The sequence below is a fragment of the Wolbachia endosymbiont of Drosophila simulans wHa genome (assembly GCF_000376605.1).
Lineage (GTDB): Bacteria > Pseudomonadota > Alphaproteobacteria > Rickettsiales > Anaplasmataceae > Wolbachia > Wolbachia pipientis.
Genome location: NC_021089.1, coordinates 1,205,073 through 1,228,235 on the forward strand (window position 1 = coordinate 1,205,073; position 23,163 = coordinate 1,228,235).

The window sequence follows — 23,163 nt, forward strand, 5'->3', positions numbered from 1 at the left end:
CTTAATATAATCCTTATCTCCAAACAATAAACCTGCAAGTTTCTTAGCTAGACTTGGTTTTAATGTCAAAAAAACTTGCTTTTAGACACTAACAGTTATATATTTTAATAAATCAGGGTTGTATACAAAATGAAGAGCTTAAAGGAATTATCCTTAAGAATTAAGAATATTAGGTCTGTACAGAAAACCACGAAAATAATGCAAATGGTTTCTGCAGCAAAGTTGTTACAAAGCCAAAAGAAGTTATTAAATTCAAAATTATATGTATCTAAGCTGCATAACATTATTTTTTCATTAATGCTATCAGTTGATCAAGAATTACTGGCAAAAATTCTAAATGTCAGTAACGACGGTTCTTACCTAGTATTCATTATTGCGTCTGATCGTGGCTTGTGCGGCAACTTTAACTCTTCTATTGTCAAATTTAGTCAAGAGCGTGTAAATAAGTCAATCGCAAATGGCAAAAAAGTAGATATTGTATTTCTTGGTAAAAAAGCTTTTGATGTAGGTAAAAATAGATTTGACTCTAAAAGTATCTTAAAAATTGAAAATAGTAAGGGAATCACGTTAAAGCACGTAGAAGCTTTGGTTGATGGTATAGATTTAAGTAAATACGATAAAGTTAAAGTTTTTTATAGTAAATTCTATAATACCTTCACGCAAAAACCAATGTTGGAAACAATAAAACCATGGAGTAAAGACTCATCCTTGATTGATAGCTCTCTGGCTGGTCCAACAACAGATTACGGCTATGAGTATGAACCACAAAATATTGAATTTATTTTAAAATCTTTGGTTCAAGATTACGTTGTAATTGCTCTTTACTCTGCTTTACTTGAAAGTGCAACGAGTGAGAATAGTGCTAGAATGGTTGCTATGGAATCAGCAAACAGAAACACTAAAGAGATACTGAACAAATTAGCATTGCTTTATAATCGTTCTCGTCAAGCAGCGATTACGACTGATTTAATTGAAGTTATAGGTGGTGCAGAATCTTTATAGAAATCTAAGGAATAGAAAATGAATATATTAAATATTGCAGCAGATATTACTAAACTAATAAAAAAGCAAAATCAAGATGCGGAAGTTACAATATATGAAACTAATAAGACTTCAGTTTCTCAGCGTCTATCAAAAATTGAGCAAATATCACAATCTAAAAATTGCACTGTAGGAATCAGAGCTATAGCAGGTAAAAACAAAGCTGCGTATATTTCTACAAACGATTTGAATAATCTGAGTGATACAGTAAGCCAAGTGGTAGAAATGGCAAAGAATGCGCCAGAAGATCCTTGCATTAATTTTGCTGTAAATGGTAGTAATTATATCTCTTCTGCAGATTTAAGTATCTCAGATAATAATGTTGTAACCGTTGATAACCTAAAAGAAATTGCTGAAGCTGCAGAAAATTCAGCCCTTGCACATAAGAGTATCACTAATTCTGAAGGAGCCTCTTCTTCATACGCTTTAGTGAATACAGTATTATCGACTGTTTCTGGTTTTATTGGCTCGTTTAGTAAATCAACCTTTGCTAATCAGGTCTCTGTTGTTGCTGGAAGAGAAAGTGAAATGAAGGTTGGTTACGATTATGATATAGCATGTAATTTTAGTGATTTAAAGTTGCCAGAGTTAATGGGAAAAGAAGCAGCAAAAAGAGCAGTTGATCAATTGAATTCACGTACAATGAAAACTGGTAAATTTCCAGTTATTTTTGAAAAAAGAGCAGCAAAAGGGCTAGTAAAAAGTTTTGCTTCTGCTATAAATGGGAGCAGTATTATAAGCAACAGTTCTTTCTTGAGGGGTAGTTTAAACGCTCAGATTTTCAACGATAGAATTAATATTATCGATGATCCATTGTTGCCAAGAGGCATAGCATCGAGACCATTTGATGGAGAAGGGATAACTAGCAAGAAAAATATATTTGTAAAAAACGGAATATTACAAAATTGGATTTTAGACTTATACTCGGCTAGAAAATTAGACTCAGAAACAACCGGAAGTGCAACTCGTGCAAGTAATGCTGCAGTTATTCCTGCAGCTAGTAACCTCTACATTGAGAATGGTGATGTATCGTTTGAAGAATTAATTCAGGAAGTGAAAGAGGGAATATATGTAACTGATTTATTTGGTTTTGGTGTCAATTTAATCAATGGCGATTACAGCCAAGGCGCTTCCGGATTTTTTATAGAAAATGGAAAAATAACGTATCCAATACATGAGATTACCATTGCTAGCAATTTGAAGGATATGTTTAGCAGTTTAGTCGTTGCAGATGATCTAACTTTTTGTGGGCAATTTAATTCACCAACGATTAAAGTTAGTGAAATGACGGTTGCAGGTTCGCTTAACGATTAAAAAATTTATTTGCATCAAGTACAACAATTGTGTATTATTGTCATGTAATGTTAAGAATAGACTATGGAGTATAAAGGTTTAGTTTCAATAGCTAAGCTTAAAGCATTCTCAATCGTAATTTCAAAGTTTTTCATCACATTAGTAATGTTAGTTAATAATTTAGGAGTTGTTTAAATGGAATTTGGTAATGTAAAATGGTTTAATGCCGAAAAAGGCTATGGTTTCATCAAGCCAGAAGGTAAAGGGGGTGACGTTTTTGTACATATTAGCACATTGGAACGTTCGGGAATAAGACCTGAGGCACTTAAAGGAGAGAATAAAGAGAAGGGAATAAAAGGAGAAAGGGTGAGTTATGAGGTTAAAGAGGAGCGCGGTAGAAACGGAGAAGATAAAAAATCTGCAATAAATTTAAGATTGGAAGATTAATCTATTATGAAGTCTTTTAACAGGATTAACGTATTGTGAATAATTTTCATGAGATGGGTCTCCCAGCTTCGCTTAGACAAGCTCTAGATAAAAATAATCTTTTCGTCCCAACTCCGATTCAAATACAAGCGATTCCCTTAGCGCTACAAGGTAAAGATATTCTCGGATCTGCTCAAACGGGGACTGGAAAAACTTTAGCATTTGCTATTCCGTTGGTTGCTAAGTTGCTGAATGAGCCTAACACTGGTTCAGCTTTAGTCATCGTGCCAACCAGAGAGCTTGCGCATCAGGTAACAAATGAGATAAGAAAACTCTTATCTCAAAATTCTGCACTAAGGGTCGCTTTGTTGATTGGTGGTGAGCCTATTTTTAGGCAGCTAAATCAGCTTCAGAAAAAACCACAAATTGTAATAGGTACTCCTGGTCGTATTATAGACCATATTGAGCGTAAAACTTTGATTACTCGCAATGTTAGCGTTCTTGTGCTTGATGAAACGGATCGTATGTTTGATATGGGCTTTGGAGTTCAGATTGAAGAAATTATGAAGCATTTGCCTAAAATAAGGCAAACTCTTATGTTTTCTGCAACTCTTCCTGGAGATATAGTAAAACTTGCTGAGAAGTACCTTAATCGACCAGAACGTATTTCTGTTGATTGTGAGGTTACAACTTCTGTAAAAATTAAGCAAGAAATTGTTTATGCATCAGAATCAGAAAAATATGAAAAGCTTGTTACACAACTATGTCAGCGCGAAGGATCAATCATTATCTTTGTCAAAACAAAGCGAGGAGCGGATCAGCTAGCTAACAGATTGCACAAAGATGACTATAGCGCTTTAGCAATTCATGGTGATTTAAGGCAGCACAAGCGCGAAAGGGTCATTAATTCTTTTCGTCGTGGCCGTAATCAAATCATGGTTGCAACAGATGTTGCTTCTCGCGGCCTTGATATTCCCCACATTCAACATGTTATCAATTATGATGCACCACAATCGCAAGCTGACTATATTCATCGTATAGGTAGAACTGCACGCGCTGGAGCTGAAGGGTATGCGCTATCTTTTGTTACACCTCAAGATAAGAGAAGACTGCCTGTACTGGCAGACAAAGAAGGAGAGCTAAATTTTGATTGTAGTGTGCAATTTAAAAAACGTAACAGCAAAAAGGTCTTTAAAAGGCCAAGTACGTTAAAGACTAAATACGGTAGAAAAAAGATCAATGCATTTAAGAAGAAAAGCAGAGTACTAGAAAAAGCGTATTAAATAGGATTTACCTACAATTTGATAAGCGTAAAACTCGTCATTCCGCTACTCATTAGCGGAATCTATGCTGAGATATTGCGGTGCTATGACGTAGATCCAGAGTGGGATTCAAATTGGCTACAGCGAACTGCTGGATTTCAAATTTTTTAATAATTGTGTGCTATTCATTATATATGAGTTCCCACTTTTAAAGAGAATAGGAGATGATTTCCAAAAACTTAGAGGCAAGTTTGAATAGAGCACTATTCATTGCTTCTAATTTTAATCTTAAATATGCGAAAGTAGAACATTTATTGCTGGCGTTAACTAAAGACGTGGATGTAAATTACGTTTTATCAAGATGTAATATCAGAGCCGATGAAATCATCAGTATGGATAACATTCTATCAAGATGCAATATTAAGGCTAATGATTATAATAATAATATAAAAGGGTTTTTACAAAGCAGTTCTGAATTGATTATCAGTGGAGTTAAACCTAGCTCAATGTTTCAATGCATAATACACAGAGCAATAATACGGGCTCATAGCTTGGGAAAAAAAGAAATAAATGGAGCAAATGTTCTAGTAGAAATTTTGTCTAGGCAAGACTTATACGTTGAAAATCTATTGCAGAAACAAAATGCGAAAGATTCCAATTTGATTTACCATATATCTAATATGAAATACTTGAGCGATATAGATGAATACACCACCAATCATAAAGTAAAACTTGATAAAAATAATGACGCTCCTACTACAGTAAATAAAGGTGAGCTACTAAAAGATGAGGAAATTCTACAAAGTTATTGTAAAAATTTAAATGACTATGCAAGAAGCAAAAAAATAGATTATGTTATTGGTCGTGATTATGAGTTAAATCGCACTATAGAAATATTATTGAGGCGTAGAAAAAACAACCCTTTATATGTTGGAGACCCAGGTGTTGGCAAAACAACAATAGTTGAGGGTTTGGTACTCAAGATCATTGAAGGCAGTGTTCCAAGTGCGCTCAGGTCCAGTATAATTTATGCTTTGGATTTAGGATCACTCCTTGCAGGGACACGCTACAGAGGTGATTTTGAAGAGAGAATAAAATCTATAATAAAAGCAATTGAGGCAAAACCAGGTGCTATCCTTTTTATTGACGAAATACACACTATCATTGGAGCAGGTTCTACAAGTGGTAGCTTTCTTGATGCAGGTAACCTACTCAAACCTGCGCTTGCAAGAGGTACACTGCGTTGTATAGGTGCAACTACATATAGAGAATACAGCGCTAGTTTTGAAAAAGATAAAGCACTAGCGAGAAGGTTTCAAAAAATTAATGTTAAAGAATCTTCTGTTAATGAAACGATAAAGATACTAGATGGCATAAAGCACTACTATGAAGGGTATCATGGAGTATATTATACAAAGAATGCCATTAGGTCTGCGGCTGAACTTTCGCATAAGTATATTACTGGGCGAATATTACCTGATAAAGCGGTTGATGTTATTGATGAGGCAGGGGCATATTGTAAATTGCTAAGAAACAGGGGTAAAATTGTAAATAGTAGAGATATTAAGAATACCATTACTAGAATTACAAATGTGCCTTGTGGATCTGAATCTGATGATTTGCAGAAAGTAAAATCTTTAAAAGCTAATCTAGAGAAGGTGATTTTTGGCCAAGAGCAGGCAATAGAATCTCTTGTTAGTTCTATTAAAATTGCTAAATCTGGGTTGAGAAATTACAATAAGCCTTTAGCAAATTATCTTTTTGCAGGACCAACCGGTGTTGGTAAAACCGAGCTAGCAAAACAATTAGCAGAAAGCATGGGCATGAATCTTATACGCTTTGATATGTCCGAATATATTGAATCTCATACGATATCAAGGATGATTGGTTCTCCTCCTGGATATGTAGGTTATGATCAAGGTGGATTACTCACAGAGTCTGTATCTAACAATCAATATAGTGTTGTGCTGCTTGATGAAATTGAAAAGGCTCATAGCGATATCTATAATATATTGCTACAAATTATGGATTATGGCTGCGTTACAGACACTTACGGACGTAAAGTTAACTTTTCCAATATAATTTTAATTATGACAACTAATGCAGGAGCAGTTGAACGCAGCAAAAGTTTTGTTGGCTTTGGGCATAAAAATTTTAACATTGGTGATAGTGAAAAAGCGATAGAACAGGTTTTTAGCCCTGAATTTCGTAATCGTCTTGGTGCGATTATTTCTTTTTCCGACTTAAGTACGGATGTGATTTTGCATATTGTGGATAAATTTGTCCTAGAACTGAAAAAGCAACTGACACAAAAAGGCATAAACTGCTTGGTAGAGGATGAAGTGAAATCTTATCTTGTACAAATGGGTTATAGTAAGGAAATGGGAGCACGTCCGATAGAGAGACTTATTGAAAAAGAGATAAAAAGTTACTTAGCGGAAGAAATACTGAATCGTAAATTAATAAAAGGAAAGAAATTAAGAATCTATATGAATAAAGTAGAAAATAAAATTGCTTTTGATATAGTTTAAAATCCTTGTATTGAACTTCATCTTTGTTACAATCTATAACTTAAATTCAATTTGAATTATAGTGATAAGTGATAAAGTAAAACAAGTCCTAAGCTACTACGAAAGTGAAAACCCTGGGGTAAAAGCAAATCTTACTCGTATTCTCATGCATGGAAAGCTTGGCGGTACTGGCAAGTTAGTGATTCTGCCAGTAGATCAAGGATTTGAGCATGGTCCAATTAAAAGTTTTGAAGTTAACCCTGATGCTTATGACCCACATTATCATTTTCAGCTTGCGGTTGATTCGGGAGTAAGTGCATATGCTGCTCCACTTGGTATGATTGAAGCTGGTGCTGCAACTTATGCTGGAATGCTCCCACTTATTTTGAAACTTAATAGTTCCAACTCTTTACATTCAAAGGATCTAACCTCTGATCAGGCAATAACCTCTTCTGTGAAAGATGCGCTGCGTTTGGGCTGCTTAGCTGTCGGATTTACTATATATCCTGGTTCTGCTAAGTGTTTCGATATGATGGAAGAAGCCCGTGGAATCATAGCTGAAGCCAAATCTTATGGGCTTGCAGTAGTGCTATGGTCTTATCCACGCGGTGAAGGAATTTCCAAAGAAGGTGAAACAGCGGTTGATGTTATTGCCTATGCTGCACACATGGCAGCTTTGCTTGGCGCTAATATAATAAAAGTAAAACTTCCAACTAAATATTTGGAAAGGGAGAAAATAGAAACAGAAAATATTGAATCATTACCTAAAAGAATTGAATATGTTAAAAGATCTTGTTTTGCAGGAAAAAGAATAGTAATTTTTTCTGGTGGCGAGTCGAAATCAGTGAATGACATATGCAATGAAGCGAAAGAAATTAAGCAGGGTGGTGGTAATGGTTCAATCATTGGACGTAACACTTTCCAACGCAAAAGGGAGGAAGCTTTATCTATGCTAAAAGATATAATGGATATCTACACATAAAAAACGGCTGGGTGGCAGAATGGCTTATGCAGAGGACTGCAAATCCTTTTATACCGGTTCAATTCCGGTCCCGGCCTCTTTCATTTTCTATATCTTGTAAAAGTTGCTCAATTCAACAGTAGCTTTAAGTGTGTAACCTATAGAGAAAATTATTCATAAGTAAAATCAATTTCTTTTCAAGTTATGGTTATACTCTTATAGCGTTTCATGGTAAAAAATAAACTAAAAATAAGCAAAGTGTTTTACAAAATGATATTACGTGATTTATTGTTTTTACTGCCGCCCGAAGTTGCTCACTCTTTGGCAATTATGGCATTAAAGAAAATACCTTATAAGAATCCTATAGAGCTACCAGAATCTTTGAGTGTGAATTTTTTTGGTAATAAGCTCAGAAGCCCCGTGGGTCTGGCTGCAGGTTTTGACAAGAATGCAGAAGTTATAAGGCCTATGCTTTCATTTGGTTTTGGATTTATTGAAACTGGTACTGTAACTCGTAATCCACAATATGGAAACAAAAAACCAAGAATTTTTCGGTTAATTAAAGATCAAGGGGTAATTAACAGATTGGGATTTAACAATAAAGGAATAGACTACTTTCTTAAACAAATAGATAAAACCAAGCTTGATGATTGCATTTTTGGCATCAACATAGGAAAAAACAGTACATCAAAGGACCAAATCAGCGATTATGTTGACTTAATAAAGATAGTATATGGAAAAAGCAATTATATAGTGCTGAACATCTCATCCCCAAACACGCCTAATTTACGCAATCTGCACAATAAGCAAGAATTATTGGAATTGTTGAAATCCGTAACTCTAACCCGGAAATCAATTGATAATTCTAAATCCATACCAATAATATTAAAAATCTCACCAGATATAGATCAGCAAACGAAAGAAAATATCGCTGAGCTTGCGTTGGAATATAAGATTGACGGATTAACAGTGAGCAACACTACGATCAGTCGGAATAACTTACATTCCCACCACAACGAGAGTGGTGGGTTGAGTGGCAAACCGCTGTTTAAACTTTCAACCGAGTTATTGAGCGATATGTACAAACTTACTAAGGGCAAAATATTGTTGGTAGGATGCGGAGGAATCTCAAGTGGTGCTGATGCATATAAAAAAATAAAGGCAGGAGCTTCTTTGGTGCAGTTGTACACTGCTCTCATATACCACGGACCTCAAGTTGTAAACAAAATTAATCTAGAACTTGCAGAACTAATAAGGAGAGATGGATTTAGTAACATTAGTGAGGTGGTGGGTTGTATACATTAAACATCTTCTCTGTCACCTAAGTAGCCGACACTGGAATAACATCGATGAATCATTATTCAAATAATGGTTATGCAAGAAGTCTATTAAACTGTATATTTTGGAAGTTGTTGGTATTATTTTAATAAAACAAAACTAATTCTTTGGTATAAAGGTGTGGTAGGAAGTGTTATTCTTTTAAATAATGGGTATGAAGAGTTTGAATGATGCAATATCTAAGATCATTGATTATAAATTTACAAATTATGCAATATTAGAAGAGGCACTAACTCACCCAAGCGTAAATAAAAGGAATAGCAAAAACCAGATTGTAAGCTACGAAAGACTAGAGTTTTTGGGCGATAGTGTTTTGAATATGGTTGTATCTGCCACACTGTTTAAACTATTTCCTGAAGAAAAAGAAGGAGCATTGGCAAAAAGAAAGACGGATTTAGTTTGTGGCAACACCATTGCTAATGTTGCTAAAGAAATAAAATTAGGCAGCTTTATCATCATGAATAATAGTGAACGCTGCAATGGAGGGAGATGTAACTTAAAAAATTTAGAAAACTCGCTTGAAGCACTAATAGGTGCAATTTATATTGATGGCGGGCTTGAAAATGTTGAAAAATTTATTATCCAATATTGGGAAAAGCTAGCTAAAGGCATGCTTGACCCCCCTCAAGATCCTAAAACCTCACTGCAAGAGTGGACTCAGAAAAACAAATTGCCTTTACCAGAGTATGAGCTTGTAAAACAAACTGGACCAGCGCACAATCCTGAATTTACTATATCAGTTTGCATAGAAGATTATGGTAAAGTTTCTGCATGCGCTTCTAGTAAAAAGATTGCTGAACAAAAAGCTGCTGAGTTGATGCTAGAAAAAATTGGAAAAGACGCTTCAGTTTAGGCAAAATAGGCATTAATGTAAATTTTAAGGAAGCTAATAGCGTTTAGGGTAAATGGTCAATTTAAGGAGAAGCATAGTATTATTCATAAAAAAGTTGATCTACCAAAAATCAAGCCTTATGTAGTGGAATATCAATGGCTGTTGTCGGAGATGCGGAAAAAAAGAAGTAGCAAGTTACCAAAAGGTGTTATGCCAGATACATTTGGTCCAAGAGTTGTTTTGTGAAGTTGACAGAGTCAAGGAGAATGAAAGTTTTAAAAAATAGCATATTTTTTAATTATAAAAATTTGATATTAACTGTTGTTGGTTGATTGAGTAAAAACCAGTGAATGGTCACGTTAAAACATATTTTTAAATTTCTGCCAAAATCCTGGTTTATTATCATTAACCTTTGTAAATGTTATATTTAAACTGTATTTCGGATCATTTGGCACGTCGTATTTTATGCTAAATGTTGAAACTTTATCGTTATTCTAAATATGTACATCATCATATGATAGCTTTGTTGTGTAACACTTTACATACTTTTGCTTATCATGCACTAAATCACCTGACTCCCTTTCTAGTTCCACAAATTTCGTTTTTTTCTGACATTCCTTCATTTTTATTAAATCCTTATCTAGTGATATTGAAACTGGCAACGTATTTCCAGCATATTCTTTAGCTAAAAGTTCACTTTGAGGATACATTTTTATTTCCCTGCCAAAATGTGAGTCTATGAAATTATTACTCCAAAATTTATCGCCAGAATGCACGTACTCATCAGTAGCATACGGCACCCCACCATAATTGCATTGAACTTTGTAATCTCCAACACCGTTGTTTTGAAAAAAATCATGAATAGCAGTGTAGCTACCGGCAGCATCATTTATATAATCCATTACTTTATTCCTTAAATTTTTAGTTCATTATATCATAATCATTATGCCAATCAATCAAAAAAGCTCTCCCTTGCTGTTTTTAAAACTGATTTTGAGCAAGCGCTCTCGATTAGTTGGGAGCGTATTTGTAAGATTGTGACATTCGTGCCTCCCAGTTTTTCACATACTGCTGAATCAATTCAGGATAATCTGTAATAATTAATAAATTTTCAGCATTTCCTTTTTTAGCTGTCTTACTAAGGTTAAATGACCCTGTGATGACTTTTTGATTGTCAACAATCATTATCTTATTATGAGCAATCTTTGGCTTATCATCGATCCAAATTGGTACTCCACCTGAAAATAATTCATTTATAACACTATATTTTGAGTAGAGTTGCGATTTATCTAAGATGACTTTAACATCAACACCGCGTTCTTTAGCATTAATCAAAGATTTTGCAACTGTTCCAAGAGTAAATGTATATTCTTGAACTAAGATAGATTTTTTAGACTGATCTATTACGTTGATTATCGGTACAGCACAATCTTCTCCAGGTGAAAAGCAAACCGTAGCTTTTGGGCAGGGCGAAAATATAAAACCCGCATAGTAATACAGAGAAAAACACATTAACAAGAATAAAAAGTGAAAAAGCCTCACAACAACCCACCCCCGGATATACGGCGATAGGCTACATTATAATTTAATCACCTGTCAATAGACTTCTTGCATAGTTTTTGGCAACAACCGTTAGAAACGAAAAAACTTACTTGACAAACTCCGCCAGCCCCCTTATCATGAAACTGAAGGTATTCGGTTATCTTCATCTGTGCAGATTAAACAGCAAGAAAACAACGTAGTTGGCGTCTTATTTTTAATTTTTTGCACTATGTGCACCTTATGTCTTCACAATATTTCTAGGTTTTTACCTACACAAGCTGAAACGCGCTTATAAGTCGTTTAAGACAGTATAGTACGCCAATTTGCAGGATTAGGGAGTGACAACTAGCTAACACGGGGTTTCTTTTGCCTTTTTTTCTGCTTAGTAAATTTCTTAAACATTTAAACTAAGGTGAGTTGCATTTAAAAGCAGCTAAATTGCAGTGTTTAAGACTTAAAAAACGCCAATGTTCTAAAATAGATATTAGCTGGGGCTTCTTTTGCCTTTTTTTTCGCTTGGTAAATTTCTTAATGTTTATAGCTAACATGAAGCTAAGTACGAACTTTGTTAAATACAACAAATGGTGTCATCCCAGTGCTCCTTTTTTTGTCATCCGAGTAGCTGACACTGGGATCTATTTTGCATGTAACTCCAATTGTGTTTTGGCATAAAACGCGACGCGTATTAGACTTATTTGCAAGCAAAGCTTGCTAGATCCAAGTAGTCAGGGCACTGGGATGACATCATAGGGACACTGGGATGACACCCTGACAATCGTCATCCCGCTACTTGTTAGCGGATGAGATACCGCGGCGGTATGACGGTTCGTGGCGGTATAATGAAGCTTGAAAGCGGATCACCTTTCACGACCCGTGTTTACTTCATTCACTTTAGGAGTATTAACAGGCGTTATTGCCGGGTTCTCAAGCTTTGTTGCCTGCTTCAAACCCTCGCTTACACTTTTGTCCTTTAAAATTTCATCAAGCTGCTTACTCTTTTGTTGCTCTTCGTTATTTGACGTATCTCTTTGAGCATCTTCTCTCATGTCATGAGTATTCTCCACACTCTTTTCATCCTCACCCAAAAGTTTTTCTAATATTTTCTTAACAAAGCGCTTCAGAAGACTCAAAAACCCTTCTTCTTTTTGATTTTCTTGTGGTTGAGGCGTGGTATCTTTTTTGTCCGGCTCAGTGTTGAGCTTCTCTTTTACAGAACTCTTGCTCACTGAGGGACTAACGATGTGCTCTGATGGCTGTGTATCTGTTTGTACAGAAGCCTCAGAAGTCTTTTTTTGTCCACTCTGTTCAACACTTTTACCTTCTGTTGTAGTTTCTCTAAGAGTGTTAGCTGCTTCTTGAAATTTTTTGTCATTTTTTAATTCTGCAACTTTTTCACTTGTGAAGATGCCCTTCCCTTTATATTGTTGGTCAAGCTCAGCAATTCTTTCAAAATCTTGACGTGCTTTTTCATCTGCACGTCCTTCTTGACTTTCAAGTTTCTGATTCAATTCTGCAACGTTTTTCATTTTGTTCTCAAGCTCCTTACTTTTCACAGCTTTTAGAGCCTTTGTTCCTTTTGCGATATAATTAACCTTCTCTTCTAATGAAGTACCTTCTGGAAAAGCACCTGGAGAACGTTCAAAGACGTCTTTAAACTTTTTTTCAACACTTTCTTGAGATGTCTGGGCCATACCTATTAAAACATATCATATAACCAGTATATTAGCTAATTATATAAAAAACAGTTAACATAACTTGTGGTAGAGCGTCCTATTTATATCTTTTTCATTAAAATGCTATTTATTTATTAACTTAAAATATATAACAATATAGAAATGAAAAACAGCCCATTAGCAGTAGTATTCGATTGGGATAATACCTTAGTTGACACTCAAGATAATATTTTTAATGCTATTAAGCATACCATAAACTCAATGGGGTATAGTAATAAAGCTGCTGATAGAAATTCCCATGAGTCGAGAAAGAGCTATATGGTCAATTTATTTGGCGATCAGTGGAAAAAAGCGAATCAGATATATCAACAATACTTAGATAATGCGCTATTACAAAACATTGCTCTGAATCAAGGAGTAGAGGAAATGTTGCAGACACTGAAAAGCCACAATGTTTATCTAGCAATAGTAAGTAATAAGAAAAATACTAATTTACGTGAAGAAGTTACCTATTTTAAACTGGATTCTTACTTTGAAAGAGTGGTTGGGTCATGCGATACCGCGGAAGATAAACCATCTGCAACCCCACTGCTATTTGCACTAGAAGAGAGTACGTTGCCTATAAATAGAGAAAATGTGTTTTTCGTTGGTGATAGCATCACAGATGTTCTGTGTGCACAAAATGCCAATTGTTTACCTATTATATACGGTCAATCAATAAGCGGTTATGAAGATTTGTTATGTTTTCAACATTTTGATAAACTTACAGATTTTGTAATAAAGTATTTAGAAGATAGGTAATGACAGAGATTGCCAGCATAAAAAGGCGCTTTTGCGCGTATTTAATAGATGTAGCAATTTTATTAATTCCAACTTTATTAATTATACTGCTATTAGAGGATTCTCCGTTGATCTTACATCTATCATACATGTGTGTAAATTGTAGTTACTTCACATATTTTATATCTTCAAAGGCCCAAGCAACTCCCGGCCAACAGTTACTGAATATATATACTATCAATTTAGATAATTCTAAAATAGACTTGAATTTAGCGTTTGACAGAAGCACTTCCCAGTTTTTTCTTCCTTTGTTAAACAGTGTAGCAGTTATCCTTACTGAATTTTTGCAAGATCAGGAAGTATTAGTGAATGTCTTGAGTGCATTGAAAGTAATGATAGTGCTGCTCACTCTCTGCTGGTATCTAGTTGCTTGTTTTTCTAAAAAGAAACAGACATACCACGACATGCTATTTAATACGGTTGTTATCAAAGGAACTATTAAATGAGTTGCTATAACTATCGTTATCATATAAATTATGCTGATGAATTGAACTAAGGGAAGATTATGAATGAAGAGATAGTAAAACATTTGAATAAATTATTGACCAATGAGCTGACTTCTGTACGCCAGTATCTTTTGCATTTTGCGATTCTCAAAAATAATGGAATTAATAGACTTGCAGAAAAGGTAAAAAATGAGCTTAACGAAGAACTTGAACATGCAAACAAGTTGGCAGAAAGAATTTTGTTATTTAAAGGAGTTCCAAATTTTCAGGATACAAACGAAATATCAAAGCATGATGGAAAGTTTACAAAAGACACAATACGGAAAATCTTAGAAGCTAATTTGAAATTAGAGGGAAAAGGTATTAAGGATATCAAAGAAACGATTTCTATCGCTGAGAAAGAAAAAGATTTTGTTAGTGTAATGTTATTAGAAGAGATGTTAAAAAATGAAGAAGAGCACTTCCATTGGATTGAGAAACAGATTGACCTTATTGAACTAATGGGTGTTGAAAACTATTTAAGAACACAAATATAGAGTGTTAAAAAAAATAGTATTTATTTTAATTGTACCTTGCTTGCTCCTTTTTTTATTAGGATTATGGCAAGTATTCAGATTGAACTGGAAGAATAATATTATCAAAAATATGAGTCTTCCAGTTGTTCATCTATTGCCCAATAACGACCTTGAAAAATTTAACTATAGGCATGTCAAGATCGATGGGATTCTAAGTGACATAGAACTATATGTTTTTGCAGGGCAATATGGATATCATGTGTTATCTCCTATGCTACTTACTACTGGAAATTATATGCTAGTGAACAAAGGAATAGTTAAAGAAAAAAAAGAGGAAAGAGCAAAAATTGAAAAAGTAGCTGCAGGTGGAGTTTTATATTGCAATAGCAGTAAAAGCAAAAATTGGTTTATCAAGAACGATACTACTTCGAATACATGGTTTACCCTGAGTACAGAAGAAATTTCCAATGAGTTAGGTATTAAGCTAGAGAAGTGTATATTGTGGCCGAACAATTTTGGCAGCAAAGTAGCTATACAGCCAATGAAGCATTTGGAATATGCAATCACTTGGTTTGCACTTTCCTTAATTTGGTTGATTATGTGCGTAATTTACTATAGGCAAAACCTCAATAAAGCTTGAAGCTTTCTGTACATAAAATTAGAGAAGTAGTTATTCATCTTTATCACTACCAAGGTCTTTTAACATACTGTAATTGCCTTTTCTGAATCTACTTTTTAAAGACATAACTCCACTTTCGCTAATACCACTAAGGCTCAGTGCAGCTCCACCTAGCTGCAATCCTATCTCAGATGTTTCAGGAATAATTTTACTAGCTCCTAGATCTCTATAAACCTCCACATTACTCAGATCTGGTAAGCGTATTACAATATTTACATGCGGAAAATTTGCTGCAACTAAAGAAACAACTTTTTTTATAGTAACTTCATTCTTTATTGAAATAACGAGAGCTTGAGCTCTTTCTATTCCTACCGATTTTAAAATTTCACATCTTGTAACATCTCCAAGATATATAGGAAAACTATCACTTTTTCCTTCTTTGACTATTTTCGATTGAATATCTACAACAACGTAACTTAAATGCTCTGCCGTAAGCATTTTTGTTACCATATATCCCACTCTACCAAATCCAGCAACTATCACATGGTTATGAAGATCTTGTGTATCTGTTTCAACAGCTTCATCATCTAATATTGTTTTCTCAGTGCTAAATGAGTTTGCTATCCAATCTCCAAGCCCTGATAAAAGAGGAGTGAAAGCCATGGTTACTGTAGTTACCATCATAAGTACTTGAGCGATTTCACTTGGTAGCACATTTAGCTCATCTGCTAAGCGAAATAAAATAAACGCAAATTCACCGCCTTGTGAAAGCAGTAACCCAGCTTGTATAGCAGGTGCACTCTTAAACCCAAAAAATCTACACAATATATATATAATAGATGTTTTTAAAACGATAAGGATAATCGATAATAAAGTAATTAGTGGTAACTTATTGAGTAAAAGTTCGGTATTGATGGACATACCAACAGTCATGAAAAATAAGCCAAGAAACAAATCTTTAAATGGCAATACTGCGTGTTCTACTGAGTGTCTATATTCTGTTTCTGCAACTAACAATCCAGCAACAAATGCACCTAATGCTAACGATAAATGGAATTGCTCAGTAATAAATGCTGCTCCTAATACTATTAAAAGCGTTGTTGATATAAAGATCTCATTACTTTCCATTTTAGCAATAACCGAAAATAAAGGTCTAAGCAATAATCTACCAGTTATAAATATCAGCACTAATGCAATAGCTGCTTGCACCAATGAACCTGCCAATGAGCTTATCAGGCTGTGCTCAGAATTGCCAGTAAGTAAAGGTACCAATACTATTAATGGTACCACTGCAAAATCTTGCATTAATAGCACTGCTATCGACAATCTACCAACCTGACTTGCTTGAGAACCTTTTTCTTGCAGAACCTGCAACACTATTGCTGTTGAGGATAGCGCAAGCCCACCACCAATAACTGTTGCTATATTCGTATTCACTCCGAAAGCAAGAGCGATGCACCATATTGCTACCATGGTAACTATAACTTGAAGAGAACCGAACCCAAATACATGAATACGCATAGCGATCAGGCGTTCAAATGTCAATTCAAGGCCTATAATGAATAATAGAAAAACTACACCAAATTCTGCAAGATTATCCATTGCTTCAGCTGAGTGTATCAGATTAAATCCGTGAGAACCAATAACTGCACCTGCAACGAAGTAACCAAGCACTGGACTAATATTCATTTTCCAAAATGCTATGACTATAAACACAGCAGCAGAAAGCAAAATTATAATATCAAACAAATGCTGAGAGCCACTGTGCATGATATTTAACCTGTAGAATTAGACCATTTAATTGAGCAGCCAATACTTGATTTTTGGTCAATTGGAGAATTACCAGTTTCTGCAATAAATTTCATAGCTTGAAATAAGTCACTACTTCCTACTTCATAGCTTTGAACCTTTTCTTTTTTTGCGTTGTTAAAACGTCCACGATAGCAAAGGTTTAAATTGGAATTAAAGCCGAAAAAGTCAGGAGTGCAAACAGCCCCGTATTCTTTAGCTATTTTCTGTGTACTATCAATTAAATATGGAAATGTAAACTTATTTTCCTTGGCAAAATTAATCATATTTTCAAAGGAATCTTCTGGATATTCATTTACATCATTTGGCATTATTGCAATGGTGTTTACCTGATAATCTTTTTTCAATTGATCAACATCGCTTACCAGATTACTAATAATTGACTGAACGTAAGGACAGTGATTGCATATAAACATTACAATAAGACCATTTTTTCCACAACAGTCACTTAATGTATAGTATTTATTGTCTACTCCCAAAAGATTAAAATCTTTTGCAGTAAAACTAAAATCGACTTTAGGAGTATTCAGAGCAACCATAGACTATTATTATACCACATGTAATTTACGGTCTTATTATTTAAATGTCAAACGGTTTCTATGTATACTGTTTGCATATTCTTTTTTAGTATTATAATTATAAAACTTATGTTCATAACTTTCGAAGGAATAGACGGCTCTGGTAAAACAACACAATCTAAGCTACTTGCAAATCATTTTAAGCAAATTCACGGCGAAAATAATGTGGTATTGACTCGAGAACCAGGTGGCACTAACTTTGCAGAAAAGATAAGAGGAGTGTTGTTAACGAATAATATTGATCCTATTTCTGAACTCTTGCTACTTATTTCGATGAGGCGCGAACATATGAAAAAATTAATATTACCAGCTCTTGCAGAAGGAAAAATAGTGATTTGTGATCGGTTTATTGATTCAACTATTGCATACCAAGGATATGGGCTTAGTGTTGATTTAGGGCTAATAAGGGACTTACATAAGTTAGTAGAAATTAAATGTCCAGATATTACATTTATTCTAGATATTGATGTTAAAGTTGGGTTAAATAGAGCAAAAGACAAGAATAAATATGAAGAAATGGATGTTAATTTTTACAATAAGGTCAGAAAAGGATTTCAGGAAATAGCCATAAAAGAGCCCGTTAGGTGCAGTGTTATCACTGGAATTGAAACAAAAAATGATAATCACGTACACAATGAAATTATTGATAAAATCACCTAGCTTGTGATAGAAAATTATCAATTTCAGGTAACATTATTTCATATGAATAACTTTTTGTTTGAGTAGCTAAAAAATCCTGTATTTTGTCTGGATCTTCTTCACTTATCATCTTATATGCCCTTGCGAGGTTCATTAATTCACTTCTATTTTTTTTATTGCTTACTTCAGTAATAGTAAAAAATTGATCAAAATGGTCTAAGAGGTCTTTATTTTTTATTGAAGACACAATATTGTCAATTTCTTTCACATATAATGCAAGTTTGTGTGCTTTACTACGATCTTCAAAACAAAGATTAACAAGCACGTTACGAAACCTATCTTTCGTAGTACTTCTCACTTCTGCTAATAAGGACTTAATATTTTCTTGGCAATGCACTCTCTTTACCGATTCAGCCGGTTCAACCATACCAAGAACATTCTTTACCAAAGATTTTTCTTCACAACTAAATATGAACATGTAATAACCCATCGATAAAGTGAAGAGCAAGAACATAGCCGGAAGTAAAAACGGAGCTAATACATTTTGTGACGCAGGGAAAATAAACCAGGTAACAGTTGCTATTGACACAGTTACAAATAATCCTGATAAACATAATTGTGCTTTTCTTCTATAATTCTGATCAATAACTGTACTTACACCAATAGAAGCTATATCAATCATTACTCACACCTCATTAAACATTAATACTAACTGAATGATAGCATTATTGTGATGAAAATGCAACATTATGAATATTTTAATACAATTTATATTGACAGTTACAATTCTGAATGTTTTATTGCAGCGTTAGCTGATTAGCATTTTTAAGATGAGGTCAACTCTCATAGAGAGAGGATTTTTTTATTTTCTCATTCTTCTCATTTTCCTCTCTAACAATTTTTTTTCCATTTAATATGTCCTTTATTTCATCTCCTGTTAAAGTTTCAAACTCCAGTAGATTTTCGGCAATGAGATCTAAGCCTTTCTTATGCTTGGTCAAAATGTCTTTTGCTTTTTCATAGCAAGAAGATACAACTTTCTTCACTTCTTCATCTATAAGTTTTAACGTATCTTCAGAAATTATCTCAGAACCATGTATGGTTTGTTCGCGATTGTGATAGATCGGGCCTATTTTGTCACTCATTCCCCATTTTGTTACCATAGCGCGTGATAAATCAGATGCTTGTTTTATATCCGAAGATGCACCGCTTGTGACTTTATCGTAGCCAAAAATTAGCTCTTCTGCCACTCTTCCACCCATTGCAACAGTTATATCTGCTAGCATCTTTTCTCTTGTGAGGGACACTCTATCTGTTTCTGGTAGTCTCATAACTAAACCGAGTGCCCTACCGCGTGGAATAATTGTTGCCTTGTGTATAGGATCAGAAGCAGGCATATTAACAGCAATCATCGCATGACCAGCTTCATGGTATGCAGTCAGTCTCTTTTCCTCTTCTGTCATAATGAGAGATCGCCTTTCTACGCCCATCATCACTTTATCACGTGCATATTCGAAATCATCCATGGTAACAATCTTCTTGTTTCTTCTTGCAGCGATAAGTGCAGATTCATTCACCAAATTTGCTAGATCAGCCCCTGAAAAACCTGGTGTTCCTCTTGCAACTGTTTTCACGTTTACATCTGGTGCTATTGATATTTTCTTTATATGAGTATTTAATATCTTTTCACGCCCATTTATATCGGGTAAAGAAATAGTAATCTGTCGGTCAAAACGACCAGGTCTAAGCAGTGCTGGATCTAAGACATCCGGACGGTTAGTCGCAGCAATTATTATTACACCTTCATTAGACTCAAAGCCATCCATCTCAACTAATAACTGATTTAATGTTTGTTCTCTTTCATCATTGCCGCCACCAAGACCAATGCCACGATGTCTACCCACCGCATCTATTTCATCTATAAAAATTATACAAGGAGCATTTTTCTTGCCTTGATCAAACATATCACGAACACGACTTGCACCAACACCCACAAACATTTCAACAAAATCAGATCCAGAAATACTAAAGAATGGCACATTAGCTTCTCCTGCAATTGCACGAGCAAGTAAAGTTTTACCAGTTCCAGGAGAGCCAATCAAAAGGCACCCTTTTGGTATTTTTCCACCTAATATTTGAAATTTTTGCCTTTGTTTAAGAAAATCAACGATCTCTACTAGCTCTTCTTTTGCTTCATCAATTCCGGCAACATCATCAAATGTTACTTTTTTTCCACTAGTCATGAGTCTAGCCCTTGACTTGCCAAAGCTTATAGTTCTGTTGCCCCCCGCTTGTGTTTGTTTAAGAAAGAATAGCAAGAAGCCAATAAAGATAAATGTTGGGACCCATGAGATAAGTAATCCACCAATTACGTTCATGGCAGAATCTCCAGTTGAAAAGGAGAATCTCACTTTTCTATCATGTAAATTTTTTATTAGGTCGCTATATATGACACCGCTTGAATTGAAACTTGAACCGTCCCTGAACTTGCCTTCAATGCTCTGGTTTTTTATGACAATATTTTCTACATCATTGTCTTCTAGTCTAGTTAAAAATTCCGAAAAAGGTATAATTGTTTTACTTTTACCTACATTTCCGCTGAACTGAATATAAGCAACTGAAATAAGAACAATAATTACTAACCAGATCAATAAGCCTTCTAAAAATTTTTTCATTTCTATTTCTAACTAAATACTAATCAAGCTTACCAAATTTTGTTTTATCGTGCTATTAATAATGCATTGAACCTTATCGTCATTGGTATTTTTTCCGTTATAATTTACATCAGGATAAGCAAGCACCTTTCCATCTTTTAGCACTACAGGCAAAGAATAGAAAACTTCAGGGCAGCAGTTGTAATCCTTCAGAAATTCAGGAACTTTTTGTGTTTTTTTTAATGGAGCGATGATAACTGAACACTCTTGATTTCCGAGTATTGTGCAGCTAAATCTGTTATCCCATTGAGTAGGTTCATTTAAAGGTAGGTTTAAGGTAATTTCTTGTATCTTTGACGATTCTCTAATTATCAAGATATTTTCTCCATGTTTTCTTATTTTACACCCAGAAAGTGTACAATTAACGTTACTATCCTTTTGCAATATTTTATTAAATATTACGATAAGGCTGTTGTACCTTGGTTTATAATGTTTACTGGCAATTGCCATTATGGAGTAAAGAAGAAGCCTCAAGGCTATTTCCTCTGGCAATTGATAAAACTCACTTAGTTTAATTTCAATATAACCAAGATCATGCACATTAACGCAGTCATTAAACGCAAGGCGTGTGTAGTGCATCAACGCTTTTGCAGCTCTTTTCATATGAAGGGCTGTGAGGCATATTCGCTCTGTTAAAATCTCTTGATTATCACTTGCTTTAAGTAAGTTACGGTATAAAGTTCGCCTGTATTTTAAGTCATAGTTGCTTCTATCTTCGATCCATTTTAACCGATGAAGCTTAGCGTACTTTTCTATTTCACTACGACTAAAATTTAACAATGGCCTAAATATATAAATACCATTTAGGAAAGACTTGTAGTCCATTGATGATAATCCATCTACGCCACTACCTCGCTCTAATCTTAACAAGAACGTTTCTGCTTGATCATCTTTGTGATGAGCAACAAGTAAATATTTAACATTATTATTTTTACACCACTCTGCTAGTAACTTATACCGTGCTTTTCGTGCCTGTAACTGAATATTGCCTTTAATATTTTGCTTCTCCCAATTTAATATGAACGATTCCTTTGCTCCAAGTTCCTTTGCATAACTTACAACAAAATCAGCTTCTTTTTGAGACTCTGAACGTAACCCATGATTTACTGTTAATGCTATAGGAAGTGGAAGCTTGTTTTTTTTTGCCCAGTTATTCATTAAGTGCAGTAAGATTATACTATCTACACCACCTGATACTGCAACTGCAACTTGATTATTATAGAAAGCAAAACTATTAACCACATTTTGAAATAATAACTCTAATTCCATTATGCCTCTTGATGGCCAGATAGTCTCTACGTCATACAGCGACTTATTTGTGGTATATATAGATCCTGCTAACAAGCAACGAAATATGACAAGTTTGTCCTTTTTTGTCTACCCCAGTGCCCTTTCTTTATGTCATCCCAGTGCTTGACACTGGGATCCAGGTTTTAATGCAAGAAACTATTTCTTTATTCCAGAAAATGAAAATTCCACTCTACGATTTTTAGCATGCTCTTTTTCATATTTAGAATTTCTAGAATCATCTTTTACATTAACCAAAGGCTCAGTTTCACCTTTAGAAGCAGTTTTTATTCTGTTTTCTATGTAGGGTGTACAACTAACCATAAATTTTTTAGCTGCATCTGCCCTTCTAGCGCCTAGCGCAAGATTATATTCATGAGAACCACGGTTGTCAGTGTGACCAGTTAAAGTAACCTTCGCGTCAGGGTTATCTTGTAACACCTCCATTACGTCAAGTAATGCATCTGCACTTACTTCAGCAATACTAGATTCATCATAACCAAAGAAAACTCTTTTATCACCTATCTGCTTAACAACAGAATTTATTTTATTTGTTGTATTTGCTCCTTTTTTTGGGCAAGAACTTACACCAGTAAGTAATAAACAAAAACAGCACATTATAACCAGTCTACTCCACATTACTAAACCTCCATAAATTTTAAATAGTGCGTAACTTTAATTTCAGTAGCTAATATCTCTCCATATTGTAATATAGTCAAGAGAAATAAAATACTAAATACTTTTTCTACAACCTTACAATTAATTTTCCTATAATATGCTGGACTCTGAGTAGAAAAATCCAATAAAAGAATAAAAAGTACAATTTTTTATTGTACTT

Annotated in this window: 22 protein-coding genes and 1 tRNA gene; 14 read left to right on the forward strand and 9 right to left on the reverse strand. The window is 34.5% G+C overall.

Annotation, left to right across the window (positions count from 1 at the left end):
* Nucleotides 1-129: 129 nt before the first annotated feature.
* The 9 genes from atpG (at nt 130) to rnc (ending at nt 9,684) form a co-directional block, all read left to right on the forward strand.
* Nucleotides 130-1,002, forward strand: a complete 873-nt coding sequence (gene atpG / locus WHA_RS05545; protein WP_010081973.1) for an ATP synthase F1 subunit gamma — start codon at nt 130-132, stop codon at nt 1,000-1,002.
* An 18-nt stretch (nt 1,003-1,020) separates the two neighbouring features.
* A complete protein-coding gene (locus tag WHA_RS05550; protein ID WP_015589457.1) occupies nt 1,021-2,355 on the forward strand; it encodes a TldD/PmbA family protein in 1,335 nt (444 codons plus the stop codon).
* 174 nt (nt 2,356-2,529) lie between these two features.
* Nucleotides 2,530-2,781: a cold-shock protein gene (locus tag WHA_RS05555; protein WP_006279919.1), complete on the forward strand. Its 252-nt coding sequence runs from the start codon at nt 2,530-2,532 to the stop codon at nt 2,779-2,781.
* 35 nt (nt 2,782-2,816) lie between these two features.
* Nucleotides 2,817-4,043, forward strand: a complete 1,227-nt coding sequence (locus WHA_RS05560) for a DEAD/DEAH box helicase (protein WP_015589458.1) — start codon at nt 2,817-2,819, stop codon at nt 4,041-4,043.
* 203 nt (nt 4,044-4,246) lie between these two features.
* A complete protein-coding gene (locus WHA_RS05565; RefSeq protein ID WP_015589459.1) occupies nt 4,247-6,553 on the forward strand; it encodes an AAA family ATPase in 2,307 nt (768 codons plus the stop codon).
* 64 nt (nt 6,554-6,617) lie between these two features.
* Entirely contained in the window at nt 6,618-7,514 is an 897-nt protein-coding gene (locus tag WHA_RS05570; RefSeq protein WP_041573616.1) for a class I fructose-bisphosphate aldolase, read from the forward strand.
* A 5-nt stretch (nt 7,515-7,519) separates the two neighbouring features.
* Nucleotides 7,520-7,591: transfer RNA gene (locus WHA_RS05575), tRNA-Cys, on the forward strand.
* 130 nt (nt 7,592-7,721) lie between these two features.
* A complete protein-coding gene (locus tag WHA_RS05580) occupies nt 7,722-8,798 on the forward strand; it encodes a quinone-dependent dihydroorotate dehydrogenase (protein WP_015589461.1) in 1,077 nt (358 codons plus the stop codon).
* 187 nt (nt 8,799-8,985) lie between these two features.
* Nucleotides 8,986-9,684, forward strand: coding sequence for a ribonuclease III (gene rnc, locus WHA_RS05585; protein ID WP_006279914.1), 699 nt, complete (start codon nt 8,986-8,988; stop codon nt 9,682-9,684).
* 473 nt (nt 9,685-10,157) lie between these two features.
* Here the strand turns inward: rnc and WHA_RS05590 are convergent, their stop codons facing one another.
* From WHA_RS05590 to WHA_RS05600, 3 genes are all read right to left on the reverse strand, one after another.
* On the reverse strand, nt 10,158-10,565 hold the full coding sequence (locus WHA_RS05590) for a hypothetical protein (protein WP_227738572.1): 408 nt from the start codon (nt 10,563-10,565) through the stop codon (nt 10,158-10,160).
* Between the two features lie 109 nt (nt 10,566-10,674).
* Nucleotides 10,675-11,205 carry a phospholipase D family nuclease gene (locus tag WHA_RS05595; RefSeq protein WP_015589462.1) on the reverse strand — a complete coding sequence of 177 codons (531 nt, stop codon included), beginning with the start codon at nt 11,203-11,205 and terminating at the stop codon, nt 10,675-10,677.
* A gap of 857 nt (nt 11,206-12,062) precedes the next feature.
* The gene (locus tag WHA_RS05600) at nt 12,063-12,896 is read right to left on the reverse strand and encodes a hypothetical protein (protein WP_015589463.1); all 834 of its coding nucleotides are present in this window, start codon (nt 12,894-12,896) and stop codon (nt 12,063-12,065) included.
* 144 nt (nt 12,897-13,040) lie between these two features.
* Here WHA_RS05600 and WHA_RS05605 point away from each other — a divergent pair, with 144 nt between their 5' ends.
* Genes WHA_RS05605 through WHA_RS05620 form a run of 4 tightly spaced genes read left to right on the forward strand, consistent with a single transcriptional unit; the run spans nt 13,041 to nt 15,319 of the window.
* A complete protein-coding gene (locus WHA_RS05605; RefSeq protein ID WP_015589464.1) occupies nt 13,041-13,679 on the forward strand; it encodes an HAD family hydrolase in 639 nt (212 codons plus the stop codon).
* Nucleotides 13,679-14,164, forward strand: coding sequence for an RDD family protein (locus WHA_RS05610; protein ID WP_015589465.1), 486 nt, complete (start codon nt 13,679-13,681; stop codon nt 14,162-14,164). The genes WHA_RS05605 and WHA_RS05610 overlap by 1 nt, the downstream gene beginning before the upstream one ends.
* A gap of 59 nt (nt 14,165-14,223) precedes the next feature.
* Nucleotides 14,224-14,700: a bacterioferritin gene (bfr, locus tag WHA_RS05615; RefSeq protein WP_007549093.1), complete on the forward strand. Its 477-nt coding sequence runs from the start codon at nt 14,224-14,226 to the stop codon at nt 14,698-14,700.
* 1 nt (nt 14,701) lies between these two features.
* Nucleotides 14,702-15,319 (forward strand): SURF1 family protein, encoded by a 618-nt coding sequence (locus WHA_RS05620; protein ID WP_015589466.1) that lies wholly within the window; start codon nt 14,702-14,704, stop codon nt 15,317-15,319.
* 30 nt (nt 15,320-15,349) lie between these two features.
* On the opposite strand, the gene WHA_RS05625 is transcribed toward WHA_RS05620, so the two are convergent.
* Entirely contained in the window at nt 15,350-17,068 is a 1,719-nt protein-coding gene (locus WHA_RS05625) for a monovalent cation:proton antiporter-2 (CPA2) family protein (protein WP_015589467.1), read from the reverse strand.
* Nucleotides 17,069-17,073: 5 nt separating this feature from the next.
* Nucleotides 17,074-17,646: a thioredoxin family protein gene (locus tag WHA_RS05630; protein WP_015589468.1), complete on the reverse strand. Its 573-nt coding sequence runs from the start codon at nt 17,644-17,646 to the stop codon at nt 17,074-17,076.
* Nucleotides 17,647-17,754: 108 nt separating this feature from the next.
* On the opposite strand from WHA_RS05630, the gene tmk reads away from it, so the two are divergent.
* Nucleotides 17,755-18,345, forward strand: coding sequence for a dTMP kinase (tmk, locus tag WHA_RS05635; RefSeq protein WP_015589469.1), 591 nt, complete (start codon nt 17,755-17,757; stop codon nt 18,343-18,345).
* Here tmk and WHA_RS05640 read toward each other — a convergent pair.
* The 4 genes from WHA_RS05640 to WHA_RS05655 form a co-directional block, all read right to left on the reverse strand.
* Nucleotides 18,338-19,006 carry a hypothetical protein gene (locus WHA_RS05640; RefSeq protein WP_007548786.1) on the reverse strand — a complete coding sequence of 223 codons (669 nt, stop codon included), beginning with the start codon at nt 19,004-19,006 and terminating at the stop codon, nt 18,338-18,340. The two genes, tmk and WHA_RS05640, sit on opposite strands and share 8 nt — an antisense overlap.
* 154 nt (nt 19,007-19,160) lie before the next feature.
* The gene (gene ftsH, locus WHA_RS05645) at nt 19,161-20,999 is read right to left on the reverse strand and encodes an ATP-dependent zinc metalloprotease FtsH (RefSeq protein ID WP_012673393.1); all 1,839 of its coding nucleotides are present in this window, start codon (nt 20,997-20,999) and stop codon (nt 19,161-19,163) included.
* Nucleotides 21,000-21,011: 12 nt separating this feature from the next.
* Nucleotides 21,012-22,307 carry a tRNA lysidine(34) synthetase TilS gene (gene tilS / locus WHA_RS05650; RefSeq protein WP_015589470.1) on the reverse strand — a complete coding sequence of 432 codons (1,296 nt, stop codon included), beginning with the start codon at nt 22,305-22,307 and terminating at the stop codon, nt 21,012-21,014.
* A gap of 177 nt (nt 22,308-22,484) precedes the next feature.
* The gene (locus WHA_RS05655; protein ID WP_010081889.1) at nt 22,485-22,964 is read right to left on the reverse strand and encodes an OmpA family protein; all 480 of its coding nucleotides are present in this window, start codon (nt 22,962-22,964) and stop codon (nt 22,485-22,487) included.
* Nucleotides 22,965-23,163: the final 199 nt, after the last annotated feature.